General features: G+C 65.7%; 25 protein-coding genes and 1 tRNA gene. 15 read left to right on the top strand and 11 right to left on the bottom strand.

Translation table 11 applies throughout. The features are described from left to right. Positions 1 to 45: 45 nt before the first annotated feature. The 6 genes from V6X63_RS01355 to gshA are packed head-to-tail and all read right to left on the bottom strand — an operon-like array spanning position 46 to position 6,117. Positions 46 to 1,929, bottom strand: a complete 1,884-nt coding sequence (locus V6X63_RS01355) for a nitrilase-related carbon-nitrogen hydrolase (RefSeq protein ID WP_367966806.1) — start codon at positions 1,927 to 1,929, stop codon at positions 46 to 48. A 2-nt stretch (positions 1,930 to 1,931) separates the two neighbouring features. Further along, the gene (locus tag V6X63_RS01350) at positions 1,932 to 2,390 is read right to left on the bottom strand and encodes a tetratricopeptide repeat protein (RefSeq protein WP_367966805.1); all 459 of its coding nucleotides are present in this window, start codon (positions 2,388 to 2,390) and stop codon (positions 1,932 to 1,934) included. After that, complete coding sequence (locus tag V6X63_RS01345) at positions 2,387 to 2,767, bottom strand: DUF192 domain-containing protein (protein WP_367977944.1); 381 nt, start codon at positions 2,765 to 2,767, stop codon at positions 2,387 to 2,389. The genes V6X63_RS01350 and V6X63_RS01345 overlap by 4 nt, the downstream gene beginning before the upstream one ends. Then, entirely contained in the window at positions 2,764 to 3,654 is an 891-nt protein-coding gene (locus tag V6X63_RS01340; protein WP_367966803.1) for a type II secretion system F family protein, read from the bottom strand. Before V6X63_RS01340 ends, V6X63_RS01345 begins: the two co-directional genes overlap by 4 nt. Continuing rightward, positions 3,647 to 4,534, bottom strand: coding sequence for a type II secretion system F family protein (locus V6X63_RS01335; protein ID WP_367966802.1), 888 nt, complete (start codon positions 4,532 to 4,534; stop codon positions 3,647 to 3,649). The genes V6X63_RS01340 and V6X63_RS01335 overlap by 8 nt, the downstream gene beginning before the upstream one ends. Further along, positions 4,531 to 6,117 (bottom strand): glutamate--cysteine ligase, encoded by a 1,587-nt coding sequence (gene gshA, locus V6X63_RS01330; RefSeq protein WP_367977943.1) that lies wholly within the window; start codon positions 6,115 to 6,117, stop codon positions 4,531 to 4,533. The genes V6X63_RS01335 and gshA overlap by 4 nt, the downstream gene beginning before the upstream one ends. 147 nt (positions 6,118 to 6,264) lie before the next feature. Here gshA and phbB point away from each other — a divergent pair, with 147 nt between their 5' ends. Next, complete coding sequence (gene phbB / locus V6X63_RS01325) at positions 6,265 to 6,987, top strand: acetoacetyl-CoA reductase (protein ID WP_367966800.1); 723 nt, start codon at positions 6,265 to 6,267, stop codon at positions 6,985 to 6,987. Positions 6,988 to 6,992: 5 nt separating this feature from the next. On the opposite strand, the gene V6X63_RS01320 is transcribed toward phbB, so the two are convergent. Then, on the bottom strand, positions 6,993 to 7,289 hold the full coding sequence (locus tag V6X63_RS01320; protein ID WP_367966799.1) for an HlyU family transcriptional regulator: 297 nt from the start codon (positions 7,287 to 7,289) through the stop codon (positions 6,993 to 6,995). 24 nt (positions 7,290 to 7,313) lie between these two features. On the opposite strand from V6X63_RS01320, the gene V6X63_RS01315 reads away from it, so the two are divergent. After that, on the top strand, positions 7,314 to 7,949 hold the full coding sequence (locus V6X63_RS01315) for a class I SAM-dependent methyltransferase (RefSeq protein WP_367966798.1): 636 nt from the start codon (positions 7,314 to 7,316) through the stop codon (positions 7,947 to 7,949). Here V6X63_RS01315 and V6X63_RS01310 read toward each other — a convergent pair. Next, on the bottom strand, positions 7,883 to 9,100 hold the full coding sequence (locus tag V6X63_RS01310) for an MFS transporter (RefSeq protein ID WP_367966797.1): 1,218 nt from the start codon (positions 9,098 to 9,100) through the stop codon (positions 7,883 to 7,885). The two genes, V6X63_RS01315 and V6X63_RS01310, sit on opposite strands and share 67 nt — an antisense overlap. Positions 9,101 to 9,111: 11 nt before the next feature. On the opposite strand from V6X63_RS01310, the gene V6X63_RS01305 reads away from it, so the two are divergent. After that, positions 9,112 to 9,351 (top strand): hypothetical protein, encoded by a 240-nt coding sequence (locus V6X63_RS01305; protein ID WP_367977942.1) that lies wholly within the window; start codon positions 9,112 to 9,114, stop codon positions 9,349 to 9,351. Further along, positions 9,352 to 9,600 carry a DUF2249 domain-containing protein gene (locus V6X63_RS01300; RefSeq protein ID WP_367966795.1) on the top strand — a complete coding sequence of 83 codons (249 nt, stop codon included), beginning with the start codon at positions 9,352 to 9,354 and terminating at the stop codon, positions 9,598 to 9,600. Between the two features lie 6 nt (positions 9,601 to 9,606). Here V6X63_RS01300 and V6X63_RS01295 read toward each other — a convergent pair whose 3' ends face one another. Continuing rightward, positions 9,607 to 10,662 carry a type I glyceraldehyde-3-phosphate dehydrogenase gene (locus V6X63_RS01295; RefSeq protein ID WP_367977941.1) on the bottom strand — a complete coding sequence of 352 codons (1,056 nt, stop codon included), beginning with the start codon at positions 10,660 to 10,662 and terminating at the stop codon, positions 9,607 to 9,609. A 77-nt stretch (positions 10,663 to 10,739) separates the two neighbouring features. On the opposite strand from V6X63_RS01295, the gene V6X63_RS01290 reads away from it, so the two are divergent. The 10 genes from V6X63_RS01290 (at position 10,740) to V6X63_RS01245 (ending at position 19,120) form a co-directional block, all read left to right on the top strand. Further along, on the top strand, positions 10,740 to 11,498 hold the full coding sequence (locus V6X63_RS01290) for a VIT1/CCC1 transporter family protein (protein WP_367966793.1): 759 nt from the start codon (positions 10,740 to 10,742) through the stop codon (positions 11,496 to 11,498). A 21-nt stretch (positions 11,499 to 11,519) separates the two neighbouring features. After that, positions 11,520 to 11,987 (top strand): universal stress protein, encoded by a 468-nt coding sequence (locus V6X63_RS01285; protein ID WP_367966792.1) that lies wholly within the window; start codon positions 11,520 to 11,522, stop codon positions 11,985 to 11,987. 8 nt (positions 11,988 to 11,995) lie between these two features. Further along, entirely contained in the window at positions 11,996 to 12,511 is a 516-nt protein-coding gene (locus V6X63_RS01280; RefSeq protein ID WP_367966791.1) for a CinA family protein, read from the top strand. Further along, the gene (gene thpR / locus V6X63_RS01275; protein ID WP_367966790.1) at positions 12,498 to 13,052 is read left to right on the top strand and encodes an RNA 2',3'-cyclic phosphodiesterase; all 555 of its coding nucleotides are present in this window, start codon (positions 12,498 to 12,500) and stop codon (positions 13,050 to 13,052) included. The genes V6X63_RS01280 and thpR overlap by 14 nt, the downstream gene beginning before the upstream one ends. An 83-nt stretch (positions 13,053 to 13,135) precedes the next feature. Then, positions 13,136 to 14,179: a recombinase RecA gene (gene recA, locus V6X63_RS01270; protein ID WP_367977940.1), complete on the top strand. Its 1,044-nt coding sequence runs from the start codon at positions 13,136 to 13,138 to the stop codon at positions 14,177 to 14,179. Between the two features lie 5 nt (positions 14,180 to 14,184). Continuing rightward, positions 14,185 to 14,664: a regulatory protein RecX gene (locus tag V6X63_RS01265; protein WP_367977939.1), complete on the top strand. Its 480-nt coding sequence runs from the start codon at positions 14,185 to 14,187 to the stop codon at positions 14,662 to 14,664. 12 nt (positions 14,665 to 14,676) lie between these two features. Next, complete coding sequence (gene alaS, locus V6X63_RS01260) at positions 14,677 to 17,289, top strand: alanine--tRNA ligase (RefSeq protein ID WP_367966787.1); 2,613 nt, start codon at positions 14,677 to 14,679, stop codon at positions 17,287 to 17,289. A gap of 2 nt (positions 17,290 to 17,291) precedes the next feature. Next, positions 17,292 to 18,581 carry an aspartate kinase gene (locus tag V6X63_RS01255; protein WP_367966786.1) on the top strand — a complete coding sequence of 430 codons (1,290 nt, stop codon included), beginning with the start codon at positions 17,292 to 17,294 and terminating at the stop codon, positions 18,579 to 18,581. Positions 18,582 to 18,764: 183 nt separating this feature from the next. Further along, positions 18,765 to 18,968 (top strand): carbon storage regulator CsrA, encoded by a 204-nt coding sequence (gene csrA / locus V6X63_RS01250; RefSeq protein ID WP_367966785.1) that lies wholly within the window; start codon positions 18,765 to 18,767, stop codon positions 18,966 to 18,968. A 60-nt stretch (positions 18,969 to 19,028) separates the two neighbouring features. Further along, positions 19,029 to 19,120 (top strand) — tRNA-Ser (locus tag V6X63_RS01245). 137 nt (positions 19,121 to 19,257) lie between these two features. On the opposite strand, the gene aceK is transcribed toward V6X63_RS01245, so the two are convergent. Together aceK and icd are read right to left on the bottom strand one after the other, a co-directional pair. Further along, positions 19,258 to 20,991: a bifunctional isocitrate dehydrogenase kinase/phosphatase gene (aceK, locus tag V6X63_RS01240; protein ID WP_367966784.1), complete on the bottom strand. Its 1,734-nt coding sequence runs from the start codon at positions 20,989 to 20,991 to the stop codon at positions 19,258 to 19,260. Positions 20,992 to 21,024: 33 nt separating this feature from the next. Then, positions 21,025 to 22,329: an NADP-dependent isocitrate dehydrogenase gene (gene icd, locus V6X63_RS01235; protein ID WP_408022293.1), complete on the bottom strand. Its 1,305-nt coding sequence runs from the start codon at positions 22,327 to 22,329 to the stop codon at positions 21,025 to 21,027. Positions 22,330 to 22,504: 175 nt separating this feature from the next. On the opposite strand from icd, the gene V6X63_RS01230 reads away from it, so the two are divergent. Continuing rightward, entirely contained in the window at positions 22,505 to 26,404 is a 3,900-nt protein-coding gene (locus tag V6X63_RS01230; RefSeq protein WP_367977937.1) for a DUF3683 domain-containing protein, read from the top strand. The last annotated feature ends 81 nt before the right edge of the window (positions 26,405 to 26,485 follow it).

Genomic DNA, 26,485 nt, shown 5'->3' with positions numbered 1-26,485 from the left:
GGAGATTAGGCGGCGTACCGGGCTGCGCCCAGTACCGCTGGTCGTTCATGGCGGTAGAGGCGTCGAGCGGCACTGATCCGGTGACCGGGCGGTGGTCAGCCAGCGCACGGACTCAGGGTCAACCGCATGAAATTGCCCCGATACCGGATCCCAGGCGGTGGGCTCACCGCCGGGTATCCAGCGGACCGCCTGTGATCCCGCGGGGGTGAGATGCAGTCCCAGGGCCGGCGGGCCGACCGTCCGGAGTCGCCGCTCGCGCAGTCTCAGGCCGGTTTTGCGGCACAGCCAGCGTCTGGCGCTCGCCGGATCCGCCGGCACATCCTGCCAGCCAAGGGATAGACCGAATTCCCGTGCCAGCAGGGCCATCGCGCCCCGATGGGGCGCGTCCGGTGAATGGATTGCCGCCATGCTGCCCGGGGCTATCGGCGGGCTGCTGTCATCGATACCGGTCTCGGCAAGCCACAGCCTATGCTGGGTCAGTCCGGCTGCCAGCATGAAGACGGGCAGGGCCAGCAGCCATCGGCTCGCCCGCGATTGGCATTGCCGCTCTGGCACGGCCGCAATGCGTCCTGTCGCAAGGCAGGCGGTCATGCCAATGCTGATCGCCATCAGCAGAAAAACAGCGAGTCCCGGGAGCGCCGCACTTTCGCGTTCCGGCATGACCGTCACCCGGGCCACGCCGCGCTGGTAGGCGCCAAGCAGCGTCTTCTGCTGGCCGTCAGGCCGGAGGAGCGCGCTTGGCCCGCCGTTGGCGACCACAAGCACAGGGACGCCGGCTCGAGCCGCTTCCCGCTGAGTCGCGCGCTGGTGCATCCGGGCCAGAAACGGGCTGCCCAGATAGGCATTGTTGGTGGGGTTGATGATGAGCCCCGCGCGCCCGCTGGTGGCCATTCGCAGGGCCTCGGGGTGACTCGCGTCGGAGCAGATCAGCGGGGTGAGGCCGTCGGCGGTTGTGGGCATCGATGCCGTGTTGATGGACGCCGGCGCGAGATGCGATTCGGCGAAGGGTATCGGCCGGTACTTGGGCCATCGTCGGGCCCGCCCGTTGTCCGGCCGGGTCTGTACAACGCTTGCCACGTATCCCGGCGCGAGATAGCGATAGCCATGTCGGAACCCGCGTCCGCCCGCTTCCCCGTCGGTTGACCAGTCGGGTTGCAGGTAACCCGGAGCCGACGACTCGGGCCAGACCACCACGTCGGGCCCCAGTGCCAGGGCCGTTCGGTACAGGCGCTCCTGGCGGGCTTTTATGCGCTCAAGCACGCCATCAGTGATGGCCCGATCCCGCTCCCAGGGCCTGATGTCGGTCTGGATCACCGCAATGGAGCGCGCCGGAAAATGGTCAACGGTTTCCGTGACGAAGACCATCGCGGCGGGTGGCAGGAGCAACGCCGTTGTCGCGATCCCGATCCGCATGAATGCCATGCCGGCGTCCCATTGCCCGCTCGATGCACGCATCAGGACAACGGCGAGCATGGCCTGGAAGCAGGCGATGATGAGATCGGCGCCGAGGATGCCCGCGCCCTGGATAAGACGCATATGGCCGCTGTGGGCGGGGGCGAAGATACTCAGCGACAGCGGTAGCCCAGCCCGCCGCACGCCGGCGAGCAGGACGCACAGGAGGCCCAGACAGAGCAGGAGCCGCAGGCCGCTGGTCCGTCCGGCGGGGTCGGCGGCCACGGCGCCGATCAGCGCGAAAGGCACCATGGCGAGAGCCATCCCTCCGGCAACGGCCATGGTCTCGGCGGGGGTTATGGGCCCGAGTACGAACCCAAGGGGCAGGCCAATGGTGAGCAGGGCATTGGCGATGCGTTGACGGGACGGCTGGTTCAGTCGGGTGAGCCAGGGAACCAGCCAGACCAGACCCACCAACGGGACGTCGATGGGCGGCAGCGCGAGGATGCCGAGCAGGCCGGACAGCAGCCCGGACATGCTCAGCGATCGGCGCGTTCGGTCTGGCCGAGTGACTCGATGGCCTCGCGCACCGCCATCAATGCCGGGCGCCCTGCGCTCACCGGTGCGAGCTCCTCGTGTCGCGCGAGCAGGCCACGAGCGACCTGTAGATGGACCATGGCCAGGTTGTAGGTGGCAAGGACATGACCCGGGTCACGGTCAAGGACGGCATTGAAGTGTTCGATCGCCGTGCTGTCCCTGCCGCGTCCATACGCAATGAGGCCAAGCTGGAAATGAGGTGATACGAGTGCCGGCGACCTGGAGATCGCGTTTTCATAACCGCGTTGCGCGGTTTCCAGGTCACCTTCTGCCAACGCCTGATCGGCCTCCTCCAGTTGCTCGACCGTATGTGGACGATCAAGTCCCGTGGTGGCGAGACAGCCCTGCAGGATCAGTGCTGGCAGGCAGAGCGCCGTCATGCGGCGGGACCGGTCTCTCATGCGGCGACTCCCTCAATCCGGAAAGCCTCGCCGACGATGTTCACGGGCAGGATGCCCGCGCCGGTCTCGAGCGTCGCATAGGTGCCCGCCGGAGCATGGACGAACCGGCCAGGTGGTACCGATGAGCGTTGCGAGAGCACGCGGAGAGTGGCATCCAGAGTGGCGATATCAATGGGATATCGCATCCCGAGGGTATGAACGCTGCCACCCGGGACCAGTAACAGCCCGGACCCCGGTGATGGCGGAGAGTCCGTGCCAAGCAGACCGATCAGCCGGGTCAGCCATCGGTCTGCGACAGTGACCCGAATGCAGACGGTCGACTGCCGACCGCGGCCGGCGGTGGCGATGATGCTTCCATCGGGAATCGAAGCACTCAAAGCAGGCCTCCCTCGAGGAATTGCAGGGCGATGGGGAATCCAATGATCAGAAAGGTCACCGGGAAGAGCAGACCAACCAGCGGCAGGAGCATCCTGACCGGTGCTTCGTTGGCCTTTTTCTCGGCGGCGGCGAAGCGCTCGCGTCGGCGCCGCGCAGCCTGGTCGCTCAGGGTCTGGCTGATGGCCGCACCGGTTTCGTCCGCCTGGACGATGGCGGCGACGAAGGCATGCACCGCGTTCAGATCGATACGCTCCGCCATCCGCTCGAGGGCCTCGTTGCGGGCGGTACCGGTGCGTATCTCGCGGGCCACACGCTGCATCTCATCGCGTAGCGGGCCGGCCTCGAGCTGTGCGGTGCACTGTGGCAATGCCGCACTGAAGCTGAGGCCAGCGCGCACCGATAGCCCGAGCAGTTCGAGGAGGGCGGGGAACTGGCGGGCGATGCCCCGCTGGCGGCGTAGACCCTGATCACGGAGCCAGATGATGGGATAGGCGTATCCCAGGAGTCCGAATCCCAACAGCAGCCAGGGCCCGCCGAGGCCCATTGATTGCAGCGCCGGCATCGCAACGATGCCGCCTGCAAGGGCAACCATCGCGGTCAGCCATCGCAGCACGGCGAGTTCCTCCGGCAGCAGGGCGTAACCCATCCCGGCCCGCTCCAGCCGGCCGTGAAGGAAGCGGCGCTTCGCCTCGCCCGGTTGACCGACATGCTCGACGATCAGACGGGTCAGCGGCATGAGCAGCCGAAACAGGAATGGAGACGGATCGCGCCAGCGATCGTTGCCCCGCCAGTGCCGTGGGTCGACCAGCTCGAGCAGGGCGGCGAGCGCGGCACCGGCACAGAGGCCGAGCAGAGCCACCGCGAGGGCAGCATTCCACTCAGACATCGATGGCCACCAGGCGGCGGATCGATATGACCGCGAGGGTCATCATCACGCTGACGAGTCCCAGCACGACCCACCCCACGGGATCGGTGAACAGCCGCTGCATCATTGCCGGTTGTTGCAGGTAGAGCATGCCTCCGATACCCGCCGGCAGGAGGCACATGACACGGCCCTGCATGCGCCCCATGGCGGTGAGCGCATCGATCCGCTCCTCGACCTGAGCGCGCTCGCGTAATGTCGAGGCCAGTGTTTCCAGCGTATCGGCAAGATCGCCGCCGACCCGATGAGAGATCAGTACCGCGTTGCGGAAGAGACGGGTCTCCTCGGTGGGGGTGCGGTTGACGAAGGCGGCCAGCACGCTGTCCATGTCCTCGCCGAGTCGTTGTCGGCTCAGCATCAGGCTGAATTCCTCTCCGAGGGGGGCCGAATAGCGGCGCGAGACAAGCTCGAGGGCGCGGCTGATGTTCGTGCCGGCGCGCAGTGAGCCGGCGAGCGCCTGCATGGCGTCGGGCAGCTGACGGATGATGGCTCGCTGTCGCCGACGGCGAATGACGACGACCGCCAGACGTGGAAGCCCGAGGCCACCCAGACCAGCGGCGACCGCGATTGGCCAGGGGAGGAGTACGGACACACCGGCCCCGATCGATGCACCGAGTCCAAGCGCCAGCGTGAGGAGCCTGCGTGGTGCCAGGTCCACGAACTGAGCCCGGAGATCACCCTGTGCGGTATCCGCGACGTATCGGTGATAGCGCTGAAGCGCCGGGGCGAGGCCGAGCGCCAGGGCGAGAAAGGCAAGCGCAGCCCCGAGGAAGAGGCCGGCCAGTGATGACAATGCGGGCATCTCCATGCCCTCGAGCGTGCGAGGGCACGGCGGATGATTCAACTACCGCCGGTCGACTCCTTCGCGAAGTAGTCGGCCAGAAAGCGCTCGAACGGTGGCTCCTCCGCCGCCTCCATCGCCGCCTGTTCGGCGAGTGAGCGGGTCGCCTCGGCGCCGAGGCGCTGACAGGTGTCCCGGGTGAGTGGCCAGTCACGGATGGTCTGCGCATGCGCCGCGGAGATACGCAGGGCGAACTCGACGAATTCCTCGCGGTTCTCCCGCATTTGCGCCAGGACTCGTGCCGATGGGGTCTGATCGGGGTCATCCACCGCCACACGATAGGACGCGAGGATACGGCTGTAGCGGCCATCCTGGTGCACCTCATCGAGGAGCTCCGCGGGGCCCTGCATGGCATCGAAGAGCTCGGCGGCCCAGGCGCGCAGGCCGATCCGCTCGCCATTGCCGCGGTAGAGCGTCAGGTCGGGGTTCCGGCCGTCTCTCGCCACCAGTCCCTGATTGGCATTGATGTGATGCTGCTCAAGCGCATCAATGGGCGGGCTGTCCTGGAGCAGGCAGAACAGCAGCAGGGTCTCCAGAAAGGCGATCTGATCGGGGTGGATGCCAATCGGGTCGAACGGATTGAGATCGAGCGCCCGGATCTCGATGTATTCCACGCCGGCCCGTCGCAGGGCATGGGTCGGCGGCTCGCCCGACTGCGCGATCGCCTTGGGGCGGACGAAACTGTAGTACTCGTTCTCGATCTGCAGCACGTTGGTGTTGAGTTGCCGCCACTCGCCATCCACCCGGGTGCCGATCCGCGCATATTCCGGGTCGGGCGTACCGATCGCCCTGCGCAGGCTCTCGATGTAGGCGTCGAGATCGCTGTAACTGATCTCCAGTGCCGCCTGGGCATTGTTCTTGTAGCCGATGTCGCTCATGCGCAGCGAAGTCGCATGGGGCGCGTATAAAGTGTTTCGCGAGAACTCGGCGAAATCCAGGTTGCGCCCGCCGGTGAACGACTTGCAGATGGCGGGGGAGGCGCCCATCAGATAGGGGAGTAACCACCCATAGCGCTGGAAATTGCGGATCAGGCGGAAATAGAAATCCGAGCGAAAGGCGATGAAGCCCCGCTCGTCCCCCTCGCGCGACTGGACCGCGCGCAGGAATGCCTCGCTGAACGAGTAGTTGAAGTGGATGCCGGCGATGGCCTGCATGCTCCGGCCATAGCGCCAGTCCAGTCCACGGCGGTAGACATGCTTCATCCGGCCGATGTTGGAGCTGCCGTATTCGGCGATCGGAATGCTCTGCTCGCCGCCGACGATGCAGGGCATGGAGGTGGCCCAGAGCAGTTCGTCCCCGATCTGGGCATAGGTGTAGCGATGCAGGTCGCGCAGTCGTGCCAGCGCTTCGCGGCCATGGATGTAGGCCGGCGTGACGAACTCCAGGAGCGCCTCGGAGTAGTCGGTGGTGATTTCCGGGTGGCAGAGGGCCGAGCCCAGACCCGCCGGGTGGGGTGTCTGCGCAATCCGGCCGTCCCGCGTCACGCGCAGGCTTTCCTTCTCCAGGCCCTGGCGGCTGCCGGCGAGCAGCCCGCGCTCTCCATGCTCCTGCAGGCGTCTCACCCGACGCTCGGCGCTGCGGTTCATGATGCTCCCGTAGGGATCGGAAAACCGGCAATTGTGCCCTTGTCGTGCCGCTATTGGAATGGCCATGTTGCGCTGCGGCTGGCCATGACCGCGCCTTGCTGGTTAAGGTCAGAGAAAACCTGGCCGATCATTGAGGAGGATCGCAAGATGACAAGAACCGCATTGGTCACCGGAGGGACCCGGGGGATTGGCGCTGCCATCGCCAGGGCACTGAGCGAAGCAGGGCATCAGGTCGTGGTGACCTATCAGGGTAATGACGAAGCGGCCGCCGCATTCACCCGCGATACCGGTATCCCGGCCAGCAAATGGGACGTCGCCGATTTCGAGGCCTGCGAGGCCGGCGTCGCCGGGGTCGAGGCCGAGCATGGTCCTGTGGATGTACTGGTCAACAATGCCGGCATCACCCGCGACGGAACGCTCCATAAGATGTCGGCGGAGGACTGGGATGCGGTGATCCGCACCAACCTCACCTCAGCGTTCAATATGACCCGTGCCGTGATCAACGGGATGCGTGATCGCGGTTTCGGCCGGATCATCCAGATCTCCTCGATCAATGGCCAGAAGGGCCAGATGGGTCAGGCCAACTACGCAGCTGCCAAGGCCGGGCTGGTCGGTTTCACCAAGTCGGTCGCCCAGGAGAATGCCCGTCGGGGCGTCACTGCCAATGTCGTGGCACCGGGCTACATCGGAACCGAGATGGTGGCCGCGGTCCCGGAAAACGTCCTCGAGAAGATCATTGGGCAGATTCCGGTGAACCGGCTGGGCGAGGCCGAAGAGATTGGTCAGGCGGTGGCCTATCTGGCGAGCGATGCAGCGGCGTTCGTCACGGGATCGACCCTGAGCATCAACGGCGGCCAGTACATGGTCTGATTCCCTTAGTGGGAACCGCCGAACAGGCGCAGCCCCTGTTCATCGATCAGGCGCTGCGCCTTTGTGATCGTCATCTCCGCGGCGACTTCCTGGCTGCCGTAGACATCCGCCCGGACGAACTCCGTGGCCCGGGGTGTGCCGTCCACTTCGGTGGTGATCCGCCCGCGGATCCGCCATCCGCCCGGATCCCTGGCCGGCATGGCCGTGATGGTATAACCCTGATATTCGGTCTCGGCGGCGACATCCGGGGGATTGTCCGCGCCGTTCTGACCCATCATGCTGCGCAGGAATCGAATAATCATGGGGCAACGATGCCCTGTGGGCGCATGGCAATCAAGGGACTCATGAGGGTAGCGGACATGGGAGAGCGTCTGGCATTCCTGCGTGGATTCATGGCACGGCCGAGGGAAGTGGCATCGCTGGTGCCCAGTTCGCGCTTTCTGGAGCGGCGCATCAGTCGCGTCATCGATGCCGGTGAGGCCAGGACCGTGGTTGAACTCGGACCCGGCACGGGCGGCACGACCCGGGCGGTCCTGGCGGAGTTGCCGGCGGATGCCCATCTGCTGGCAGTGGACACCAACCCGGCATTCGTGCGGCGCTTGAAGGCCATCCGTGATCCGCGTCTGACAGTGGCCGAGGGCAGTGCGGAGGATCTGCCCGCGCTCCTGAAGGCCCATGGTTTGACGCGGCCGGATGTCATCTTCTCCGGGATCCCCTTCTCCACCATGCCCGAGGAGACCGCCAACGGCATCCTTGCCGGGGTCTGGCGCGTGCTGGCGCCGGGAGGCCGTTTCATGGCCTACCAGTTCCGGGATGCGGTGCTGCGTCGCGGGCGGCCGATCATGGGGGAGCCGCTTGTGGAGTGCGAGTGGGTCAACCTCCCACCCATGCATTTCTACTCCTGGGACAAGTCCGGGCGCTCGGGGAGCCGCCACACCACCGGCAGCGCGACGGCGCCATAGAGCAGGATGGGCAGGATTGCCAGGGGCGGGCTGTCGGTGATGTCCGCCACCAGGCCGCCGAGCAGCGGCACGAAAAAGTTGGTGATCGAGCCAATGGCAAACATGGTCGCCGCGAGCGCGGCGGTATCGGTTCCGCGGGTGTAGAGCGGTGGCAGGGCCACCATCAGGATCAGCAGCATGCCCGCCGCCAGCCCGGTGGGGATAAGGGTGGCGAGCCCGAGCCATCCGGGCAGAATGACAAAGCCGGTCAGACCGCAAAGCCCCACGGCCATCATGATCATCAGGGGAAGGCTACGGCCGATCCAGTAGCGACCCAGCCAGAACATCAGTGCCGATGCGAGGAGCTGCGTGGTATTGAACATGACCAGCGCTTCGGTGAGCAGCTCGCCGTCGCCGCGCCCCTCCAGTACGGTGCCCATATAGGCGTTGGTGCCAAAGAAGATCGAGCCGCTGGCGCCGAGCAGAATGCCCAGTTGCCAGACGAGGGGCTTGCGCCAGTTCGGCATCCAGTGCCCCGGGTCATCGCCATCCGGTTGCCAGGGACGGCTCAGCAGGCGCACGCCGAGGGCCGGGATCAGTGCAGGTAGTGACCAGAACACCAGCGCCAGGCGCCAGTCATCATCCGCCAGCGGCAGCATGACCGGCAGCGTCAGCGTCGAACCCATGACCTCGCCGACGAGCATCCCGTTCATGTAGACGGCCGTCCCCAGGGCGATGCGCGACGGCCACCACTCCGTGAGCAGGGTTGGCAGTGCGGGCTGGATCCCGGCGATGGCGATGCCCATGATGGCCGTCGCGGTGAAAAGCGCGGCTGCATCGCCAAGTCCCCGGGCCGATGAACTGAAGGCCACCAGGACCAGTGCGGCGATGAGCGTGCGGCGGGCGCCGATGCGACTGATCAGCCACGAGGCGGCGAGGCCGGCGACGGCCAGCATGAGGATGGGCAGCGTGGTGAGGGCCCCGGTGGCTGCCTGGCCAAGATCGAGGTCACGCGCGATGCGGGGCGCCAGCGGCGGTGCCACCAGCACCGTCAGACGCAGGTACAGCCCCGTCGACCAGAGCAGTAGCAGAACGATCGGCGTCGACGGGCCTTTCTGCGTCGGTGCGTCCATGTAATCCTTGCCGGTGAAACGCGGGACTCTAGCATTCATGGAGGTAGGGGATGCGCCGGTTGGTCGATGGCGAGGGCACGGTATGGAGCATCGATGTCCTCTTTGCCTCGTATGGCACCTATTACCTGGTCTTCAGCGCCGCGGGCGGTGGCGAGGTGCGGAAACTCGCGATTGGTGCCGATTCGCAGCGGGAGGCGGCGGATGCCCTTGGCGCCATGGACGACTCGGCCCTCAGTGCGGCGCTCGCGGATTCCACCGGCTTCGATGATACCTCGCCGCTGGGGTTCTGAATGGTCAGTGCGCAATACCCGGGCGGTGTCATCGACCTGCGCCTGCATCGGCCGCAGGCCCGGCTCGCCCTCGTCGAGCAGACGCTGATGGCACTGCGGCCCGGTGAGGACGTCCTGCTGGTCTTCCCGGCGCCGCCCGACCGGCTGCCTGGCTATATCCAGCGGACTTACCCCGATCGGTTCGAGTTGACGCCAGTGGAAGAAGGCCCTGAATTCTGGAGCCTGCGCGTCCACCCGCTTGCGCACTGACGCCGCTCAGTGGACGACGGTCAGACTGTCATGGTGCCGGTTCATCGTCTGAAGTCCGGCGGTCTGCAGAGCGATGTCGATCATGCGGTTGGCGAAGGCCCACTCATTGTCGAACCAGCAGATGAGCTTGATGAGCTGATCATCGATGACGCGGAGCTGCGTGAGATCGACGATGCCCGAACGCGGGTCATGGGCGAAGTCGAGCGAGCTCACCGGATCCGCACAGGCCCCGACGATGCCCTGGTACTGCCCGTTGACGGCGGTGTTCAGGCACTCGAGCACATTCGCGGCGCTGGCCTCACCCTCCACCTCCAGTGTCAGGTCCAGGGTCGAGACCATGCTGGTGGGCACGCGCAGGTGCAGGGACTGGAAGCATCCGTCCAGCGCCGGCATCAGGCGGGCGATGCCCCGATCCAGCGCGGTATTCACCGGCGTGACGGCATTCAGTGCTGCGCGGTTGAGTCGCAGCCGGTCACCACTCAGCGTGTCCGAGACCGGCTGATCATTCATCGCCGAGTGGATGATGGTCACGGTCCCGCGACGGATGCCGAACGCGCTGCCGAGGATGTCCAGCACGGGGATGATGCAGTTCGAGGTGCAGGAGCCGGCGGAGAGAATGCGATGGCCGGACCGGAGATCGCGGTGGTTGAACCCCGGGATGACCGTCATATCCACATCGGCGCTGGCCGGCTGGGAGTAGAGCAGACGCCCGGCCCCGGCGCTCAGGTGAGCCCCGGCCAGTGCACGGGTGCCGGGCTGTCCAGAACAGTCCATGACCATGTCGATGCCGAGCCCGCTCCATGGCGCGTCAGCCGGCTCGACGCCAGGCAGCAGTGTGATGGACTGGTTCCCGACCCGCATGCCAGCGGGGGTCAGGGTGACCTGCTCGGCGAGCGTGCCGTGGTTGCTGTCGTATCGGGTCAGCAGGGCGATGGACTCCGGGTCGGCCGGCTCGTTGATCGCCGCGATCTCGAGGCCTGCGGCGTCCCGGCGTTGCTGCATTGCGCGCAGTACGCTTCGCCCGATGCGACCGAAGCCATTGATGGCAATGCGGTAGACCATGTTACGCGATCCTCCGAAAAATCCCCAGCTTTATGGCATCCTCTCGACTCTCCAATAATACGCCTGCAGGATCGTCGATGGCAGAACTCGAGCACAGTCATCACCCCGAAGACATCCAGCGTCGGCTCGCCGAGGGGCGTCAGCCCAGCTACCTGCGCGATGCCATCCTTGGTGGCATCGATGGCTGCGTGACCACCTTTGCCGTCGTGGCCAGCGTCGCCGGTGCAGGGCTGCCCGGCGTGGTGGCCTTCAGCCTGGGCCTCGCGAGCCTGATCGCCGATGGCTTCAGCATGGGTGTGAGCAACTACCAGGGAGTGAAAAGCGATCGCGATGCGGTGGCCCAGGCCCGAGCCACGGAGAACCGCCACATCCGACAGGTCCCGGACGGTGAGCGCGAGGAGATCCGGCAGATCTTCGCGCGCAAGGGGTTCGAAGGGGATGTCCTCGAGGAGATTGTAGAGACGATCTCTTCGGATGAGTCGCTCTGGGTGGACACCATGCTGCGCGAGGAGCACGGGCTGGAACTCGAGGGCGTTGACCCGATCCGCGCGGCGCTGTGGACGTTCGGAGCCTTCGTCCTGGTTGGCGCCATCCCGCTGCTGCCGTTCATGCTGCCGGCGCTCGGCGTCGACATCGCCTTCGCCGTGAGCAGCACGCTGACGGCGATCACTTTCTTTGGCATCGGCTTCGTCAAGGGGCTCATTGTCGGAGAGGGCCGGCTGCGTGCCGGGGTTGAAACCCTGCTGATGGGTGGCGGAGCCGCGCTCATTGCCTATTTCGTCGGTGGGGTGTTCGAGCCCATGATGACGGAAATGGGCCTGGCCATCTCCGGCTGACAGATTGAAGGAGGCAGATTCATGAATCATCAACCGAAAATCATCCTCGTCCCGGTGGATGGGTCCGAGGGCGCCAGCGACGCGGCGCGCTATGCCGCCGGCCTTGCCGAGGGGCTGGGTGTCCCGCTGCGCCTGCTCTATGCCTTCCCCAAGGACCCGGTGGACATGTTCGGCATTCCCACCGAGGCACCGCGGCCGGAGGAACTCGAGTACTTTTCGCCGGATGCCTTCGCGCGACTGCGTGACCAGAGCGCTGAGAAGGCGTTCGCCGCCACCCGGGAAGTGATGGGCGGCACGGATATCGAGGTCCAGGAGCAGATCATTGGCGGCAGCCCCGCTGAGGCCATCGTCGAACATGCCGCGGCCGAGGACGCGCCCATGATCGTCATCGGCCGCCGCGGGCTCAGTGGCTTCAAGGAATTGCTGCTCGGGAGCGTCAGTCAGCGGGTGCTGCACCATGCAGACTGCCCGGTCACGGTGGTCCGCTGATTTCCGCCGTGGGGGCGGACGCGACGGACGCGGCACTGGACCGACTGGCATCGAGGGTTGGTGAGGCGCTGCTCGAGAAGGCCTGTGTGCTGGTCACCGCCGAGTCGTGCACGGGCGGTTGGGTGGCCAAGACCTGTACTGATCTGGCGGGCAGCTCGCGGTGGTTCGACTTCGGCCTTGTCACCTACAGCAATTCGGCGAAGCAGCGACTGTTGGGTGTTCCCCAGGCAACGCTCGCGGCGGCCGGCGCGGTCAGCCGGGAGACCGCCGTGGCCATGGCCGATGGCGCGCGGGATGGCGTTGCCAACCGGGCGTCGGTGGCGATTACCGGCGTCGCCGGTCCGGGTGGCGGAAGCACCGACAAGCCGGTCGGCCTGGTCTGGTTCGCCTGGGGGATCCCCGCACGGGAGGTATCGACCGAGTGCGTGGTGTTCGAGGGTGATCGCGAGGCGGTCCGCCGGCACAGCGTGGCGCACGCCCTCGGTGGCCTGCTGAGGCGGCTTGGCGCTGATGCCGGTCGCTGATCCACGCATCCGTCACTTCCTTGCACTCGATCCGCCGCCATCGGTCCGCGCCGGCCTGAAACGCTGCCGGCTTGCCCGAGGGGACGAGCAGGCGCGGCGCGTGCATCCGGCCGACTGGCACATGACGCTGGTCTTCCTCGGCATAGGCTACACCGCGGAGGCGATCGTCGCGGCGGTGGAACCGGTGGTCGCCGCCTCGCCAGGCTTTGACCTGCGGCTCGAGGTCGCCGGGCACTGGCGTCATGGCGGCATCGCCTGGATGGGGCTCCCGGACCGGCCAGCGCCGCTGATCGCCCTTCAGGCGGCACTTGTGGCGGTGCTCGAGCCGCTTGGCCACAGGCCGGGGCACCTGCCATTCCAGCCGCATGTCACCCTCGCCCGACGGGCAGCCTCGCCCCCGGTCCCGGGCGGCATACCGACCTGGCCCGTGCGGGCGGTCACCCTCATGCGGGGTGTCGAGCCCATGGCCGATCGCGGGCCACGCTACGAGAAGCTCCGGGCACTGCCGCTCGGGGTCTCCCGCCCGGCCGGCGGCGCCTGAGCGGAGATCGGCGGGGTGGGCGGTTCACCGGGACTATGGGATAATTCCGGTTCGATTAACGGGTTATCTACCAAGGGTTGAGCATGGACGAAGATCGCAAGAAGGCACTGGGCGCAGCCCTCGGCCAGATCGAAAAGCAGTTTGGCAAGGGTGCGGTCATGCGCATGGGTGATGCCCGTGCCGTCGGCAATGTGCCGGTGATCTCCACCGGTTCACTGACTCTGGATGTCGCATTGGGCGTGGGGGGGATTCCCCGCGGCCGGGTGATCGAGATTTACGGACCGGAGTCCTCCGGCAAGACGACGCTCACCCTGCAGGCGATCGCCGAGGCCCAGCGTGCCGGTGGCACGGCGGCATTCGTGGATGCCGAGCATGCCCTTGATCCGGATTATGCGGGCAAGCTCGGCGTCAACGTCGATGAACTGCTCGTCTCGCAGCCGGATACCGGCGAGCAGGCGCTGGAGATCGCCGATATGCTGGTGCGCTCCAGCGCCGTGGACATCGTCGTGGTCGACTCGGTGGCCGCGCTGACGCCGAAGGCGGAGATCGAGGGCGAGATGGGTGATTCGCATGTCGGGTTGCAGGCAAGGCTCATGTCCCAGGCGCTGCGCAAGCTCACGGCCAACATCAAGCGCTCCAACACCACGGTCATTTTCATCAACCAGATCCGCATGAAGATCGGCGTGATGTTCGGCAGTCCGGAGACCACCACCGGCGGTAATGCGCTGAAGTTCTACTCGTCGGTCCGCATGGACATCCGCCGCGTGGGTGCGATCAAGAAGGGCGACGAGGTCATCGGCAACGAGACCCGGGTCAAGGTGGTCAAGAACAAGATGGCGCCACCGTTCCGTCAGGCCGAGTTCGAGATCCTATATGGCGAGGGCATCTCCCGCGAGGGCGAGCTCATCGACCTGGGTGTCAAGCACGGGCTCGTCGACAAGTCCGGCGCGTGGTACAGCTACAACGGCGACCGCATCGGCCAGGGCAAGGACAATGTCCGCAACTTCCTCAAGGACAATCCGGAGATCGCCGGGTCCATCGACCGCGCCCTTCGCGAGCAGCTGCTCAAGGCGCCGGTGCGCAACGAGGAAAAGGATCCGGCGGAAGAGGGTGAGGCTGACGCCTGAATCCCATGGAAGAGGCAGAGGACGACGCCGCAGCGATACGCGATTGCAGTATTCGGCTGCTCGCCCGACGTGAACACTCGCGCCTTGAGCTTCAGCGCAAGCTCGAGGCGCGTGATTTTTTACGGGGCGATATCGCCGCGGTGCTTGATGCGCTGGAATGGGAAGGACTGCTCAGCGACGAGCGTTTTGCGGAGATTTTCTCGCGGACCCGCTTCGAGAGTGGACAGGGGCCGCTCAGGATCCGTGCGGATCTCCAGGCCCGGGGCGTGGATAGCGAAATCATTGACCGTGTGCTCGAACTTGTCGACGATAGCTGGCTTGTGCACTGTCGTGCGGCCTGGCGGCGCCGTTTCGGCGTCGCGCCGGCGGATCGGCGCGAATGGTCGCGGCAGGCCAGATTCCTGTCGAACCGCGGTTTCAGTGCGGAACACGTCCGTCGGGTGCTTGATGCAGTGGCCGAAGACGATGCAGACATGGGTAGTTGAAAGCGAAAGGGCATGAACAAGAGCAGCGCAGATATCCGCAGGGCATTCCAGACGTTCTTCGCCGAGCGCGGTCACGAGATCGTCCCCAGCAGCTCGCTGGTGCCGGCGAATGACCCGACGCTGCTCTTCACCAACGCCGGCATGGTCCCGTTCAAGGACGTCTTCCTCGGGCGGGAACACCGGCCCTATCAGCGTGCGGTCAGTTCCCAGCGCTGCGTGCGCGCCGGTGGTAAGCACAATGACCTCGAGAACGTCGGCTTCACGGCCCGGCATCACACCTTCTTCGAGATGCTGGGCAATTTCAGCTTCGGCGATTATTTCAAGCGGGACGCCATCCAGTACGCCTGGGCGTTTCTTACCGAGACCCTGGAGCTGCCGGCGGAACGCCTCTGGGTCACGGTCTACGAGGAAGACGACGAGGCCGCGGCGATCTGGCTCGACGAGGTGGGTGTCGATCCGTCCCGCTTCTCGCGGATTGGTGCCGCGGACAATTTCTGGTCCATGGGAGACACCGGTCCCTGCGGTCCATGCTCGGAGATCTTCTACGACCACGGCCCGGAGGTGCCGGGTGGACCACCGGGGACGCCGGAGGAGGATGGAGACCGCTACGTCGAGATCTGGAACCTCGTTTTCATGCAGTACGACCGCGGCGCCAACGGCGCGCTGACGCCGCTGCCGAAACCGTCCATTGATACCGGCATGGGGCTCGAGCGCATCGCCGCGGTCGTCCAGGGCGTGACAAACAACTTCGATATCGACCTGTTCCGCAACCTGGTGGACGCGGCGGCGAGGCTGGCGGGCACTGATGATCGTCAGGGCAGCTCGCTACGGGTGATCGCCGACCATATCCGCGCCTGTGCCTTCCTGGTGGTCGATGGCGTGCTGCCGAGCAATGAAGGCCGCGGGTATGTGCTGCGCCGGATCATCCGGCGTGCCGTGCGCCATGGTTACAAGCTCGGCATCGAGGAGCCCTTCTTCTGGAAGCTGGTGGAACCGCTGATCGAAGAGATGGGCGATGCCTACCCTGAACTGCCGGCCAACCGGGCGCTCGTGGAGCGCGTCCTGAGCCAGGAAGAGGTCCGTTTTCGTGAGACGCTGGAGCAGGGGCTGCGACTGCTCGCCGAGGATCTCGAACACCTCAGCGGCGACACGGTGCCCGGGGAGACGGTGTTCAAGCTCTACGACACATATGGCTTCCCGGTGGACCTGACCGCGGATGTCGCCCGTGAGCAGGGCCTCCATCTGGACATGGCGGGTTTCGAGGAGGCCATGACCTCACAGCGTGAGCGGGCCCGTGCGGCCAGCGTGTTCCGAGCCGAATACGGCGGCGCCGCCGATTTCGGCGGTACAACGATATTCAGTGGCTACGACGTCACCGAGGATGCCGCGCAGGTCATCGGCCTCTACCGTGACGGGGGCGCAGTCGATGCCCTTGAGCCGGGTGAAGAGGGGATGGTCATCCTCGACCGCACGCCATTCTATGCCGAGGCCGGCGGTCAGGTCGGCGACACTGGTCATCTGATCGCCTCCGGCGTGGAATTCAAGGTCGAAGATACCCAGCGCTACGCCCAGGCCCGTGGCCATCTCGGGCAGATGATCAGCGGGCGCCTGGCGCTTGGTGATGCCGTCGATGCCAGGATCGATGCGGCACGCCGGGATCGCACGGCCCTGAACCATACTGCGACCCATCTGTTGCATGCCGCGCTGCGCGAGGTTCTCGGCGAGCATATCCACCAGAAGGGTTCGCTCGTCGCGTCCGAGCGGCTGCGCTTTGATTTCGCGCATTTCGAACCGATTACGGCGGATCAGCTCGGCGCAATCGAGGCCCTGGTGAATGCCTGGATTCGCCGCGATGAGGCGGCCGAGATCTTCGAGACCGACTATGACGCCGCCATCGACATGGGCGCCACGGCGCTCTTCGGTGAGAAATACGGTGACCGGGTCCGCGTGGTGCGCTTCGGTGATTTCTCCACCGAGCTCTGTGGCGGCTGCCATATCGCGACCACTGGACGGATTGGCCTGTTCGCCATCACAACCGAGGGCGGTGTCTCGGCGGGTGTACGCCGTATCGAGGCGGTGACCGGCGCGGCGGCCATCGAGCGGATGCAGAAACAGGCCCGGACACTGGCGCAGGCCGCCGATCGGCTCCGGGTGTCACCGGATAATCTCCTGCCACGGCTGGATCAGGAAACCGACCGGGTCCGTGAGCTTGAGCGGGAACTGGGCCGGCTCCAGCAGCGGCTGGCGAGCCAGGCCGGTAGCGAGCTTGCGGACAGCGCCCGCGAGGTGAACGGTGTCCGGGTGCTCGCGGCCCGTATCGAGGAGGGTGGTCAGTCGCTTCGCGACACCGTCGATCAGCTCAAGAACAAGCTGGGCAGCGCGGCGATTGTTCTCGCGGCGGCCGATGGCGATAAGGTCCGTCTGGTCGCCGGGGTCACGTCGGATCTCACGGATCGGCTCCGAGCGGGCGATCTGGTCAATCATGTGGCCGCGCAGGTCAACGGGCGCGGCGGTGGGCGCGCTGATTTTGCACAGGCGGGTGGCAGTGACCCGGCGGCGCTTCCGGCGGCACTGGAATCCGTCACGGCCTGGGTGCAATCGCATATGGAAAATGAGAAAGGATAGGCATGTCCCTGATTGTGCAGAAGTTTGGTGGCTCGTCGGTCGCTAATATCGAACGTATCGAGAATGTCGCGCGCAAGGTGATGGCTTCGCGCGAGGCCGGCCACGACGTCGTGGTGGTCGTCTCCGCCATGAAGGGCGAGACCGATCGGCTGACGGACCTCGCGCATGCCGCCGCGCAGACGTCCACCCCGCGGCCGAGGGAGCTGGACCTGCTCCTCTCCACCGGAGAGACGGTCACGATCGCACTGCTGACCATGGTGCTCGAGCGGCTGGGTGCGCCGGCACGCTGCTACACCGGGGCCCAGGTGCGCATCCTCACCGACAGTGCATTCAGTAAGGCACGGATCCAGGATATCGATGCGGAAATCATCCGCGATGACCTCGGCTCCGGACGGATCGTGGTCGTGGCCGGCTTCCAGGGTGTGGACGAAAACGGCTCCATCACGACACTGGGCCGGGGCGGTTCCGACACCACGGCCGTGGCCCTCGCCGCCGCGCTGGAGGCGGATGAGTGCCAGATCTACACGGATGTTGATGGCGTCTACACCACTGACCCACGGGTCGTTCCGACCGCCCGTCGACTCGGCCAGATCACTTTCGAGGAAATGCTCGAGCTCGCCAGCCTCGGCTCGAAGGTTCTGCAGATCCGGGCCGTCGAGTTCGCCGGCAAGTACCAGGTTCCATTACGGGTGCTCTCATCGTTCGAGGACGGCCCCGGCACGCTGATCACGATGGAAGGAGAAGACATGCAGCAGGGCAGTATGGAAGAGCCACTGATCGCCGGCATCGCGTTCAATCGCGACGAGGCCAAGCTCACGATGATTGGTGTGCCGGATACGCCGGGCATCGCCGCCCAGATCCTGGGGCCGGTGTCGGACGCCAATATCGAAATCGACATGATCGTGCAGAACATCAGTAACGATGGGCTCACCGACTTCACGTTCACCGTCAATAAAAGCGAGTACGAGCGGGCCCTGGAGATCCTGCGCAGACAGGCCGACGTACTCGGTGCCCGCGAGGTGTTCGGTGACAGCAGTATCGTCAAGCTGTCGCTGGTCGGCGTCGGCATGCGTTCCCATGCGGGCGTTGCCAGCCTGATGTTCAACGCGCTGGCGGCCGAGGGAATCAATATCCAGATGATCTCCACTTCAGAGATCAAGATCTCGGTGGTGATCGATGAGAAGTATCTGGAGCTCGGGACAAGGGCGCTGCACAAGGCCTTTGAACTCGATGACAAGTCGGGACAGACGGTGACGGTCGAGGGCGAACCCGCAAATGATCAGCCCATGTGATTGCAGGCGCGGGGGAGACAGCCCCGGTGCAAAAATATACAATCACTGAAATTAAATTCTAAAACCGAACCGGTCTGGGGGCTGCAGGGTTGCAGGACCGGTTACTCACTCAGGCACGGATCTTATGCGATCGGCTGCGGGTCCAAACGGCACATGGTCGCAGAACAATGAGGAGATGTCGGAATGCTCATTCTGACGCGCAGGGTCGGCGAAACCCTGATGATAGGTGACGACGTCGCGGTGACTGTCCTTGGCGTGAAGGGCAATCAGGTGCGCATCGGTGTCAAGGCGCCGAAGGACGTCACCGTTCACCGTGAGGAAATCTACGAACGTATCCGTGGAGAGGGCGAGCCCGCGGACGACGATGAGACCCCGAAGGAAGCCTGAGTGAATCGCTCGGCCGGTTTACGAACGAGGCACTGATCCCGTATCCTTCATGCTGACATTGGAGAGGTGGCCGAGCGGCTGAAGGCGCTCCCCTGCTAAGGGAGTAAGGGCTTAACCGCCCTTCGTGGGTTCGAATCCCACCCTCTCCGCCAGACACAGAACAGGGGCCATTGGCCCCTTTTTTGTGTCTGACAGCAGCGCCGGGGTTCGAACCCGCGAAGGGACAAATGATGGGTTCGACTGACTGCCGGCAGGCAGTCAGGACGCCGAGCGCAAGCGAGGCGCCCGGTTACAACTCGATACGCCGGGGCGCCACGCTCTGGCGCGCGTAGGGCACGATCTCAGCCACTTCTCCGGCCAGGCGCCGGCGTTTGACATCGCGCCAGTAGTCGGCGGTGAGCAGGTCACCATGCGCCTCGAGGAACGACTGGCGCAGGAAGGCGGGCATGGCGAGAAAACGGATGAACTCTTCAGGAAAGATGTCCTTCGGCCCGACAAAGCGGGTGGTGGCATGGTCCATCAGCGGGAAGTCCTCGTCGGGCTCGGGCAGTTCATAGAAACTGCAGTCCGTCACCAGCAGCACTTCGTCGTAGTCGTAGAACACCACCCGCCCGGAGCTGGTCACGCCGAAATTCTTCAGCAGCAGATCACCGGCGAAGATATTGGTTTCGGCAAGGTCCTTGATGCAGCGCCCATAATCGAGGATGACCCGCTTCGCCTCCGCCTCGTCCACTTCGCGGACGTAGAGGTTGAGGGGGCGGACGCGGCGCTCGACATAGGCATGGCGGAAGACGAGCTGATCGCCGTCGATGCCCACCGTGCGCGGCGCCTCGCGCCGCAGCTCCTCGACCAGGGCCTCGGAGAAGCGGTCGCGCGGCAGCTCGAGGTTGCGGAAATGCTGGGTGTCGATGAGCCGGCCGGCATGGTCATGCCGCGAGACCAGACGGTAGCTCTGATGCACGTCATCGTGGGTGGTGGTCTTCGGTGGCCGAAAGACATCGCGCATGATCTTGAAGACCAGATTGAACGAGGGGAGGGTGAAGACGATCATCACCAGCCCCGCCTCGCCGGCGGCATGCACGAAATCATCCTGCGTATCCGAGAGATGGTGCATGAGCTGCCGATAGCGCTCGGTCTTGCCCTGGCGCAGGCGGCCCAGCACCGTGTAGAGCTCATCGATGGGCTTGCGCGGCAGAATGTCCTTGAGGAACTGCACCGCCGCGACGACGGATGTGGGATCGGCGAAGTAGTAGGAGCGGGTGTAGGAGAACACCACGCCGATCTGCTCGGCGGTGAGCAGCACCGCATCCACCCGGATGCCCTCGTCGCTGTTGCGCAGGGCGACGACGATGGGCCGTGTGCCGTCCATCAGGCGCAGGCGCCCGACCAGATAGGCCCGGGTGCCCTGGAAGAAGTGCGTGTCGATGAACTCGAGGCGCAGGCAGTCCGCATCGGCCCCGGCACCACCCAGCCGCTCGCGGATGGTGTCGGCCATCCAGCGCGCATCCGCGGCCTTCTCGGCATAGGCGCGCCGGAAGCGATAATCCTGCAGTACCCGGTCGCAGAGGGCGTCGAGATCATTCCAGCAGGGGTAGCGCCGCATCGTGAGCGACTCGATGCCCTCCTCGGGCGGCGGCTGGACGAATTCCACCGCGCCGTTGACGCCGCGGGTGCCGAATACCCGGCGCGTGATGGAGTTGAAGAACGTCTTCATGAAGCCGGCGTCGGGCACGGCCTCCACGCGCAGGCCGAAGCAGTTCCTCACTTCGGCCCAGAAGTCATGGTCGGCGAGATCGCCACCGAGCTCGGAGCGCAGGGTCCCGACGGTCCGCCCGGCCCAGAGCTCATAGAGTTCGACCCGGGCGGCGATATCCGCCATCTGCCCCTTCCAGTCCCGCTCCTCGAAGCGTCGCCCGGCCCGGGCGGTGATCCGGCGGAACTGGCGGTTGTAGCGGATGAACCCGTCATGGATGCAGCGGGCCGCGGAGGCCACCTGCTGGTAGTGGTCTTCGCCGCCGCTCATGGTCTGCCCCGCAGCCGCCGCATCCGGCGGGATTCAGTCCTGCATGCGCTTGATCATCGCCTCGCCGAACTGCGAACAGCTCACCTTGGTGGCGCCATCCATCAGGCGGGCGAAGTCATAGGTCACATGCCTGCTGGCAATGGCCGCATCCATGCCGGTGAGGATGAGGTCGGCCGCCTCACTCCAGCCCAGGTGACGCAGCATCATCTCCGCGGAGAGCACGAGCGACCCGGGGTTGACCATATCCTTGCCGGCATACTTCGGCGCGGTGCCATGGGTGGCCTCGAACACGGCATGGCCGGTCTGCTCATTGATGTTGCCGCCCGGGGCGATGCCGATACCGCCCACCTGTGCGGCCAGGGCGTCGGAGAGGTAGTCGCCGTTGAGATTCATGGTGGCGATGACCTCGAAATCCGTGGGGCGGGTCAGCACCTGCTGGAGGGTGATGTCGGCGATTGAGTCCTTGATCAGGACCTTGCCGGCGGCCATGGCGGCATCCTGCTCGGCATTGGCCGCTTCCTGGCCCTTTTCGGCCACGGTGCGTTCCCACTCCGCCCAGGTGTAGGTCTCCTCACCGAACTCGCGCTCGGCGAGCTCGTAGGCCCAGGTCCGGAAGGCGCCCTCGGTGAACTTCATGATGTTGCCCTTGTGGACAATGGTCACCGACTTGCGCTTGTTGTCGAGGGCATAACGGATCGCGGCGCGCACCAGGCGCTCGGTGCCCTCGCGGGAGATCGGCTTGATACCGAAACCGCACTCCTCGGGAAAGCGGATGTTCGCGTAGGCGGAGGGGAAATGCTCAGCGAGCAGCTCCTTGAACTTCTGGTTCTCATCAGAGCCCGCCTCGAATTCGATGCCGGCGTAGATGTCCTCGGTGTTCTCGCGGAAGATCGCCATGTCCACCTGGTCGGGGTTTTTCACCGGCGAGGGGACGCCGTTGAACCAGCGGACCGGGCGCAGGCAGACGTACAGATCCAGGACCTGGCGCAGGGCGACGTTGAGCGAGCGGATGCCGCCGCCCACGGGCGTGGTCATCGGGCCCTTGATGGAGATGAGGTACTCGCGGATGGCGTCCACGGTCTCGTCGGGCAGCCAGGCGCCCACCTCGTTGTTCGCCTTCTCGCCGGCGAGGACTTCCATCCAGTGGATCTTGCGCTCGCCGTCGTAGGCCTTCTCGACCGCTGCGTCCACGACCCGCTGCATGACCGGCGTGATGTCCACTCCGATGCCATCGCCCTCGATGTAGGTGATGATGGGGTTGTCGGGGACATTCAGGACGCCGTTCTCGAGAGTGACCCGCGCGCCGTCGGCGGGAACCTGGATTGTGCTCATAGTGATGCTCTCTTTTGCTGCATGGGCAATTCAGATCGCGCGCTATTCTTTCATATCCCCCATTGCGAAAACAGCAGTCGGATTTCGGCATCGTTTTGATCCGGCGCAAGGTTGCGGCGGGCAGTCGCCACTCGACGGGGGTACCATGGGCCGATCAATACCGCCCCGGAGTGCCTTTAATATGGCCGCCGCCGCCCCTGCCCGAATCCGCGAGATTCCCTATAACTACACCTCGTTCTCCGACCGGGAGATCGTCCACCGCTATCTCGGTGCCGATGGCTGGGAGACGCTGGAGCACCTGCGTGCGCAACGCCGCACGGGGATCTCCGCGCGCATGCTCTTCGAGGTCCTGGGCGATCTCTGGGTGGTGGGGCGCAATCCCTACATCCAGGAGGACCTGCTCGATAATGCCGGCCGGCGCGAGGCGCTGGTCAGCGCCATGAACCATCGCCTCGATCAGATCGAGGCCCGGGCCGATGGCAATGCCGAGGCGCTGGCGCTGGCCGGCCGCTGCCGTCAGGCGGTGGCCGACTTCCAGGCCGCATTCCCCGCGACGCAGGGTCTGCGCGAACGGGCACGCAAGGCGTTCTCGCGTGTCACGGCCGGGCACAACATCGCCTTCGATGGCCTCACCCGGGTCGCCCATCAGACCGATGCCACAGACTGGCGGGTGGCGGTGCCCTTCGTCGTCCTCACCCCGGATACCGAGGCCGAGATGGCCGGGCTCGTGGCGGCCGCCGTCGAGCTCGATCTGACGGTGATCCCCCGGGGCGGTGGCACCGGTTACACCGGCGGCGCCATCCCGCTGCATGAGCACTGCGCGGTGATCAACACCGAGAAGCTCGAGGGTTTGGGCGAGGTTGAGATGCGTCCGCTGCCGGGGGTGGCCGACCCGGTGCCCACCATCCGGGCCGAAGCGGGCGTGGTCACCCGGCGGGTGGAGGATCGCGCCGACGCGGCCGGTTACGTATTCGCCGTTGATCCCACTTCCCGCGATGCCAGCACCATCGGCGGTAATGTCGCCATGAACGCCGGCGGCAAGAAGGCGGTGCTCTGGGGGACCACGCTGGATAACCTGGCCGGCTGGCGGATGGTGACGCCGGACGCCGAGTGGATCGATGTCGAGCGGCTGGATCACAACCTTGGCAAGATCCATGAACAGGCGGAGGTGCGCTTTCGCATCACCCGCTATGGCCCGGACGGCCGGACGCCCCGCGGCGAACCGGAGGTGCTTGCCTTCCCCGGCGCGAGCCTGCGCAAGGTGGGGCTCGGCAAGGACGTCACCGACAAGTTCCTGGGTGGCCTGCCCGGCGTGCAGAAGGAGGGCTGTGACGGGCTGATCACCTCGGCGCGCTTCATCCTGCATGTCATGCCCGCCCACATGCGCACCGTCTGCATGGAATTCCACGGCCCGGACCTGCACCAGGCGGTGCCGGCCATCGTCGAGATCATTGATGACATCAAGGCCAACGCCGCCGTGGCCCTGGCGGGCCTCGAGCACCTCGATGAGCGCTACATCCGCGCCGTTGACTACGCGCCCAAGGGCGATCGTGGTACGCGGCCGCGCATGCTGCTGCTGGCGGATCTGGCGAGCGACGACGAGGCCGCCTGCCAGGCCGCCGCCGAGGCCATGGTGGGCCGCGTCGAGGCCCGCGATGCGGATGGCTTCATTGCCGCGTCGCCGGAGGCACGCCGGACCTTCTGGGCGGATCGCGCCCGCACGGCGGCGATCGCCGCCCATACCAATGCCTTCAAGATCAACGAGGATGTCGTCATCCCCGTCGATCGGCTGGCGGATTACAGCGAGGGCATCGAGCGCATCAACATCATCCGCAGCCTGCGCAACAAGCTCGAGATCCTCGATTCCGTCCGTGCCTGGCTGCTGGGCCCGCTCGATGAACTCGCCATGCGCAACGACTACCATGCCCGTGAGGATCTCCAGGCGAGTGCTGAGGGCGGCAGTATTCTGGCGCGCAAGCGCCAGGCGGCGCTGGCTCAGCTCGACGGAGTGGAGACCCGCTGGCGGCGGATTCTCGATCAGCTCGACGAGCCCGCGGCGGCCTGCCGCGACTGTCTGGACGAGGCGGCGGGCGCGGCGATGCAGCCCGGCGACACCATCATCCAGCTCCTGCTCCGGCGCGATCTGCGCATCAGCTATCGGGATGAGGTGGCGGTCAAGCTGCGTGAAATCTACGACGGCCGCGACTTTGAACCGCTACGTCGCCGCCTCGACGGGATCCATGCCGAGGGCCGGCGACAGCGTCTGTTCGTGGCGCTGCACATGCACGCCGGTGATGGCAACGTGCACACCAATATCCCGGTGAATTCCAACGATTACGGCATGATGCAGGACGCCGATGCCATTGTGGATGAAGTCATGGCGCTGGCCCGCTCGCTCGGTGGCGTGATCTCCGGCGAGCACGGCATCGGCCTGACCAAGTTCCAGTATCTGGACGCCGAGCAGGTCGAGCGCTTCCGCGAGTACAAGGCGCAGGTGGATCCCCAGGATCGCTTCAATCGCGGCAAGCTCGTCGCCGGCAGCGGGCTCGCCGATGCCTACACGCCCTCGCTGCAACTGGTGCGCGAGGAGGCGCTCATCCTCGAGCAGAGCGAGCTCGGCGCGCTCAATGACGACATCAAGGACTGTCTTCGCTGCGGCAAGTGCAAGCCGGTCTGCACCACCCATGTGCCGCGGGCCAACCTGCGGTATTCGCCAAGGGACAAGATCCTTGGCACCAACCTGCTCATCGAGGCGTTCCTCTACGAGGAGCAGACCCGGCGCGGGCTGTCGTTGCAGCACTGGGCGGAGATGAATGACATCGCCGACCATTGCACGATCTGCCATCGCTGCCTCACGCCCTGTCCGGTGGATATCGACTACGGCGATGTCACCATCAAGATGCGCCACGCCCTGAAGAAACGCGGTAAGCGCCGCGAGAGCGTTGCCTCGAAGGCCTCGATGGCGTTTCTCAACATCCAGGATGCCCGCCGCATCAAGATCATGCGTCGGGGCATGATCGAGTGGGGCTACGGCGCCCAGCGCCTGGGGCACTACCTGGCCCGCCAGGCGGGCATGGCCGGGACGCGTGGCGGCGTACCGGACAGCGCCGTGAGCCGGCGGCCAAAACCGACCCGGGATCTCTCCGGCGTACCGGCTCAGGTGGTGCATTTCCTCAAAAAGCCCATGCCGGGCAAGCTGCCCAACCAGACCATGCGGCAATTGCTGGGGGCGGAGGATCCGGGCATCGTGCCCATCATCGCCGACCCGCAGCGCGCCGATGAGGCCGCCGAGGCGGTGTTCTACTTTCCGGGGTGTGGCTCCGAGCGACTGTTCAGCCAGATCGGCCTGGCGACCCTCGCCATGCTCTGGGAGGCCGGCGCGCGGACGGTCCTGCCACCGGGTTATCTGTGCTGTGGCTACCCGCAGACCTCATCCGGCGATCTGGAAAAGGGCCAGGCGATCAGTACCGAGAACCGGGTGCTCTTCCATCGGGTGGCCAACACGCTCAATTATCTCGACATCCGCACCGTGGTGGTGTCCTGCGGCACCTGCATGGATCAGCTGCTGAAATACGAATTCCAGCAGATATTCCCGGACTGCCGGCTGCTGGATATCCACGAGTATCTGCTCGAGAAGGGCTTCGGCGTCGATGGCGTAGAAGGGGTGCAGTACATGTACCACGAGCCCTGCCATACGCCCATGAAAACCCGCCGCGGCGAATCGGTGGCGAGCGAGCTGATGGGCCAGTCCGTGCCGCTCAACGACCGCTGCTGCGGCGAGGCGGGCACGTTTGCGGTGGCGCGGCCGGATATCGCCAGCCAGGTCCGCTTCCGCAAGGAGGAGGAGATCAACGGCGGGCTCGAGGCGCTCACCGGCGCGCCGGTAGCGGCACCGGGCACGACGAAGATGCTGACCAGTTGCCCGGCCTGTCTGCAGGGGCTCTCGCGCTACCGCGAGGACACCGGCGTGGAGGCGGATTACATCGTCACTGAAATGGCCCGTCAGCTGCTGGGCGAGGACTGGTCGACGCGCTTCGTCGAGCGGGCCCGTGAGGGAGGCGTCGAGCGGGTCCTGCTGTAGTGAACCGGGCGCGGCTTGCCCCAGATCAGCTTCCTTTTCCAGTCAATCGGTTAGGCTGAAAGTGCTGTAAACCGAAAGAAG

The sequence above is a fragment of the Spiribacter onubensis genome, from assembly GCF_040838425.1.
In the GTDB taxonomy this organism is placed as follows: Bacteria; Pseudomonadota; Gammaproteobacteria; order Nitrococcales; family Nitrococcaceae; genus Spiribacter; species Spiribacter onubensis.
The sequence above is the reverse complement of the archived record's forward strand: the minus strand, read 5'-3'. Positions and strand labels throughout refer to the sequence as shown.

Excerpts from the sequence above, each read along its gene's own strand:
- V6X63_RS01355 (WP_367966806.1), bottom strand. The coding sequence starts at position 1,929 with ATGTCCGGGCTGCTGTCCGGCCTGCTCGGCATCCTCGCGCTGCCGCCC.
- V6X63_RS01350 (WP_367966805.1), bottom strand. The coding sequence starts at position 2,390 with ATGAGAGACCGGTCCCGCCGCATGACGGCGCTCTGCCTGCCAGCACTG.
- V6X63_RS01340 (WP_367966803.1), bottom strand. The coding sequence starts at position 3,654 with ATGTCTGAGTGGAATGCTGCCCTCGCGGTGGCTCTGCTCGGCCTCTGT.
- gshA (WP_367977943.1), bottom strand. The coding sequence starts at position 6,117 with ATGAACCGCAGCGCCGAGCGTCGGGTGAGACGCCTGCAGGAGCATGGA.
- phbB (WP_367966800.1), top strand. The coding sequence starts at position 6,265 with ATGACAAGAACCGCATTGGTCACCGGAGGGACCCGGGGGATTGGCGCT.
- V6X63_RS01320 (WP_367966799.1), bottom strand. The coding sequence starts at position 7,289 with ATGATTATTCGATTCCTGCGCAGCATGATGGGTCAGAACGGCGCGGAC.
- V6X63_RS01315 (WP_367966798.1), top strand. The coding sequence starts at position 7,314 with ATGGCAATCAAGGGACTCATGAGGGTAGCGGACATGGGAGAGCGTCTG.
- V6X63_RS01310 (WP_367966797.1), bottom strand. The coding sequence starts at position 9,100 with ATGAATGCTAGAGTCCCGCGTTTCACCGGCAAGGATTACATGGACGCA.
- V6X63_RS01305 (WP_367977942.1), top strand. The coding sequence starts at position 9,112 with ATGCGCCGGTTGGTCGATGGCGAGGGCACGGTATGGAGCATCGATGTC.
- V6X63_RS01300 (WP_367966795.1), top strand. The coding sequence starts at position 9,352 with ATGGTCAGTGCGCAATACCCGGGCGGTGTCATCGACCTGCGCCTGCAT.
- V6X63_RS01295 (WP_367977941.1), bottom strand. The coding sequence starts at position 10,662 with ATGGTCTACCGCATTGCCATCAATGGCTTCGGTCGCATCGGGCGAAGC.
- V6X63_RS01290 (WP_367966793.1), top strand. The coding sequence starts at position 10,740 with ATGGCAGAACTCGAGCACAGTCATCACCCCGAAGACATCCAGCGTCGG.
- V6X63_RS01285 (WP_367966792.1), top strand. The coding sequence starts at position 11,520 with ATGAATCATCAACCGAAAATCATCCTCGTCCCGGTGGATGGGTCCGAG.
- thpR (WP_367966790.1), top strand. The coding sequence starts at position 12,498 with ATGCCGGTCGCTGATCCACGCATCCGTCACTTCCTTGCACTCGATCCG.
- recA (WP_367977940.1), top strand. The coding sequence starts at position 13,136 with ATGGACGAAGATCGCAAGAAGGCACTGGGCGCAGCCCTCGGCCAGATC.
- V6X63_RS01265 (WP_367977939.1), top strand. The coding sequence starts at position 14,185 with ATGGAAGAGGCAGAGGACGACGCCGCAGCGATACGCGATTGCAGTATT.
- alaS (WP_367966787.1), top strand. The coding sequence starts at position 14,677 with ATGAACAAGAGCAGCGCAGATATCCGCAGGGCATTCCAGACGTTCTTC.
- V6X63_RS01255 (WP_367966786.1), top strand. The coding sequence starts at position 17,292 with ATGTCCCTGATTGTGCAGAAGTTTGGTGGCTCGTCGGTCGCTAATATC.
- csrA (WP_367966785.1), top strand. The coding sequence starts at position 18,765 with ATGCTCATTCTGACGCGCAGGGTCGGCGAAACCCTGATGATAGGTGAC.
- aceK (WP_367966784.1), bottom strand. The coding sequence starts at position 20,991 with ATGAGCGGCGGCGAAGACCACTACCAGCAGGTGGCCTCCGCGGCCCGC.
- V6X63_RS01230 (WP_367977937.1), top strand. The coding sequence starts at position 22,505 with ATGGCCGCCGCCGCCCCTGCCCGAATCCGCGAGATTCCCTATAACTAC.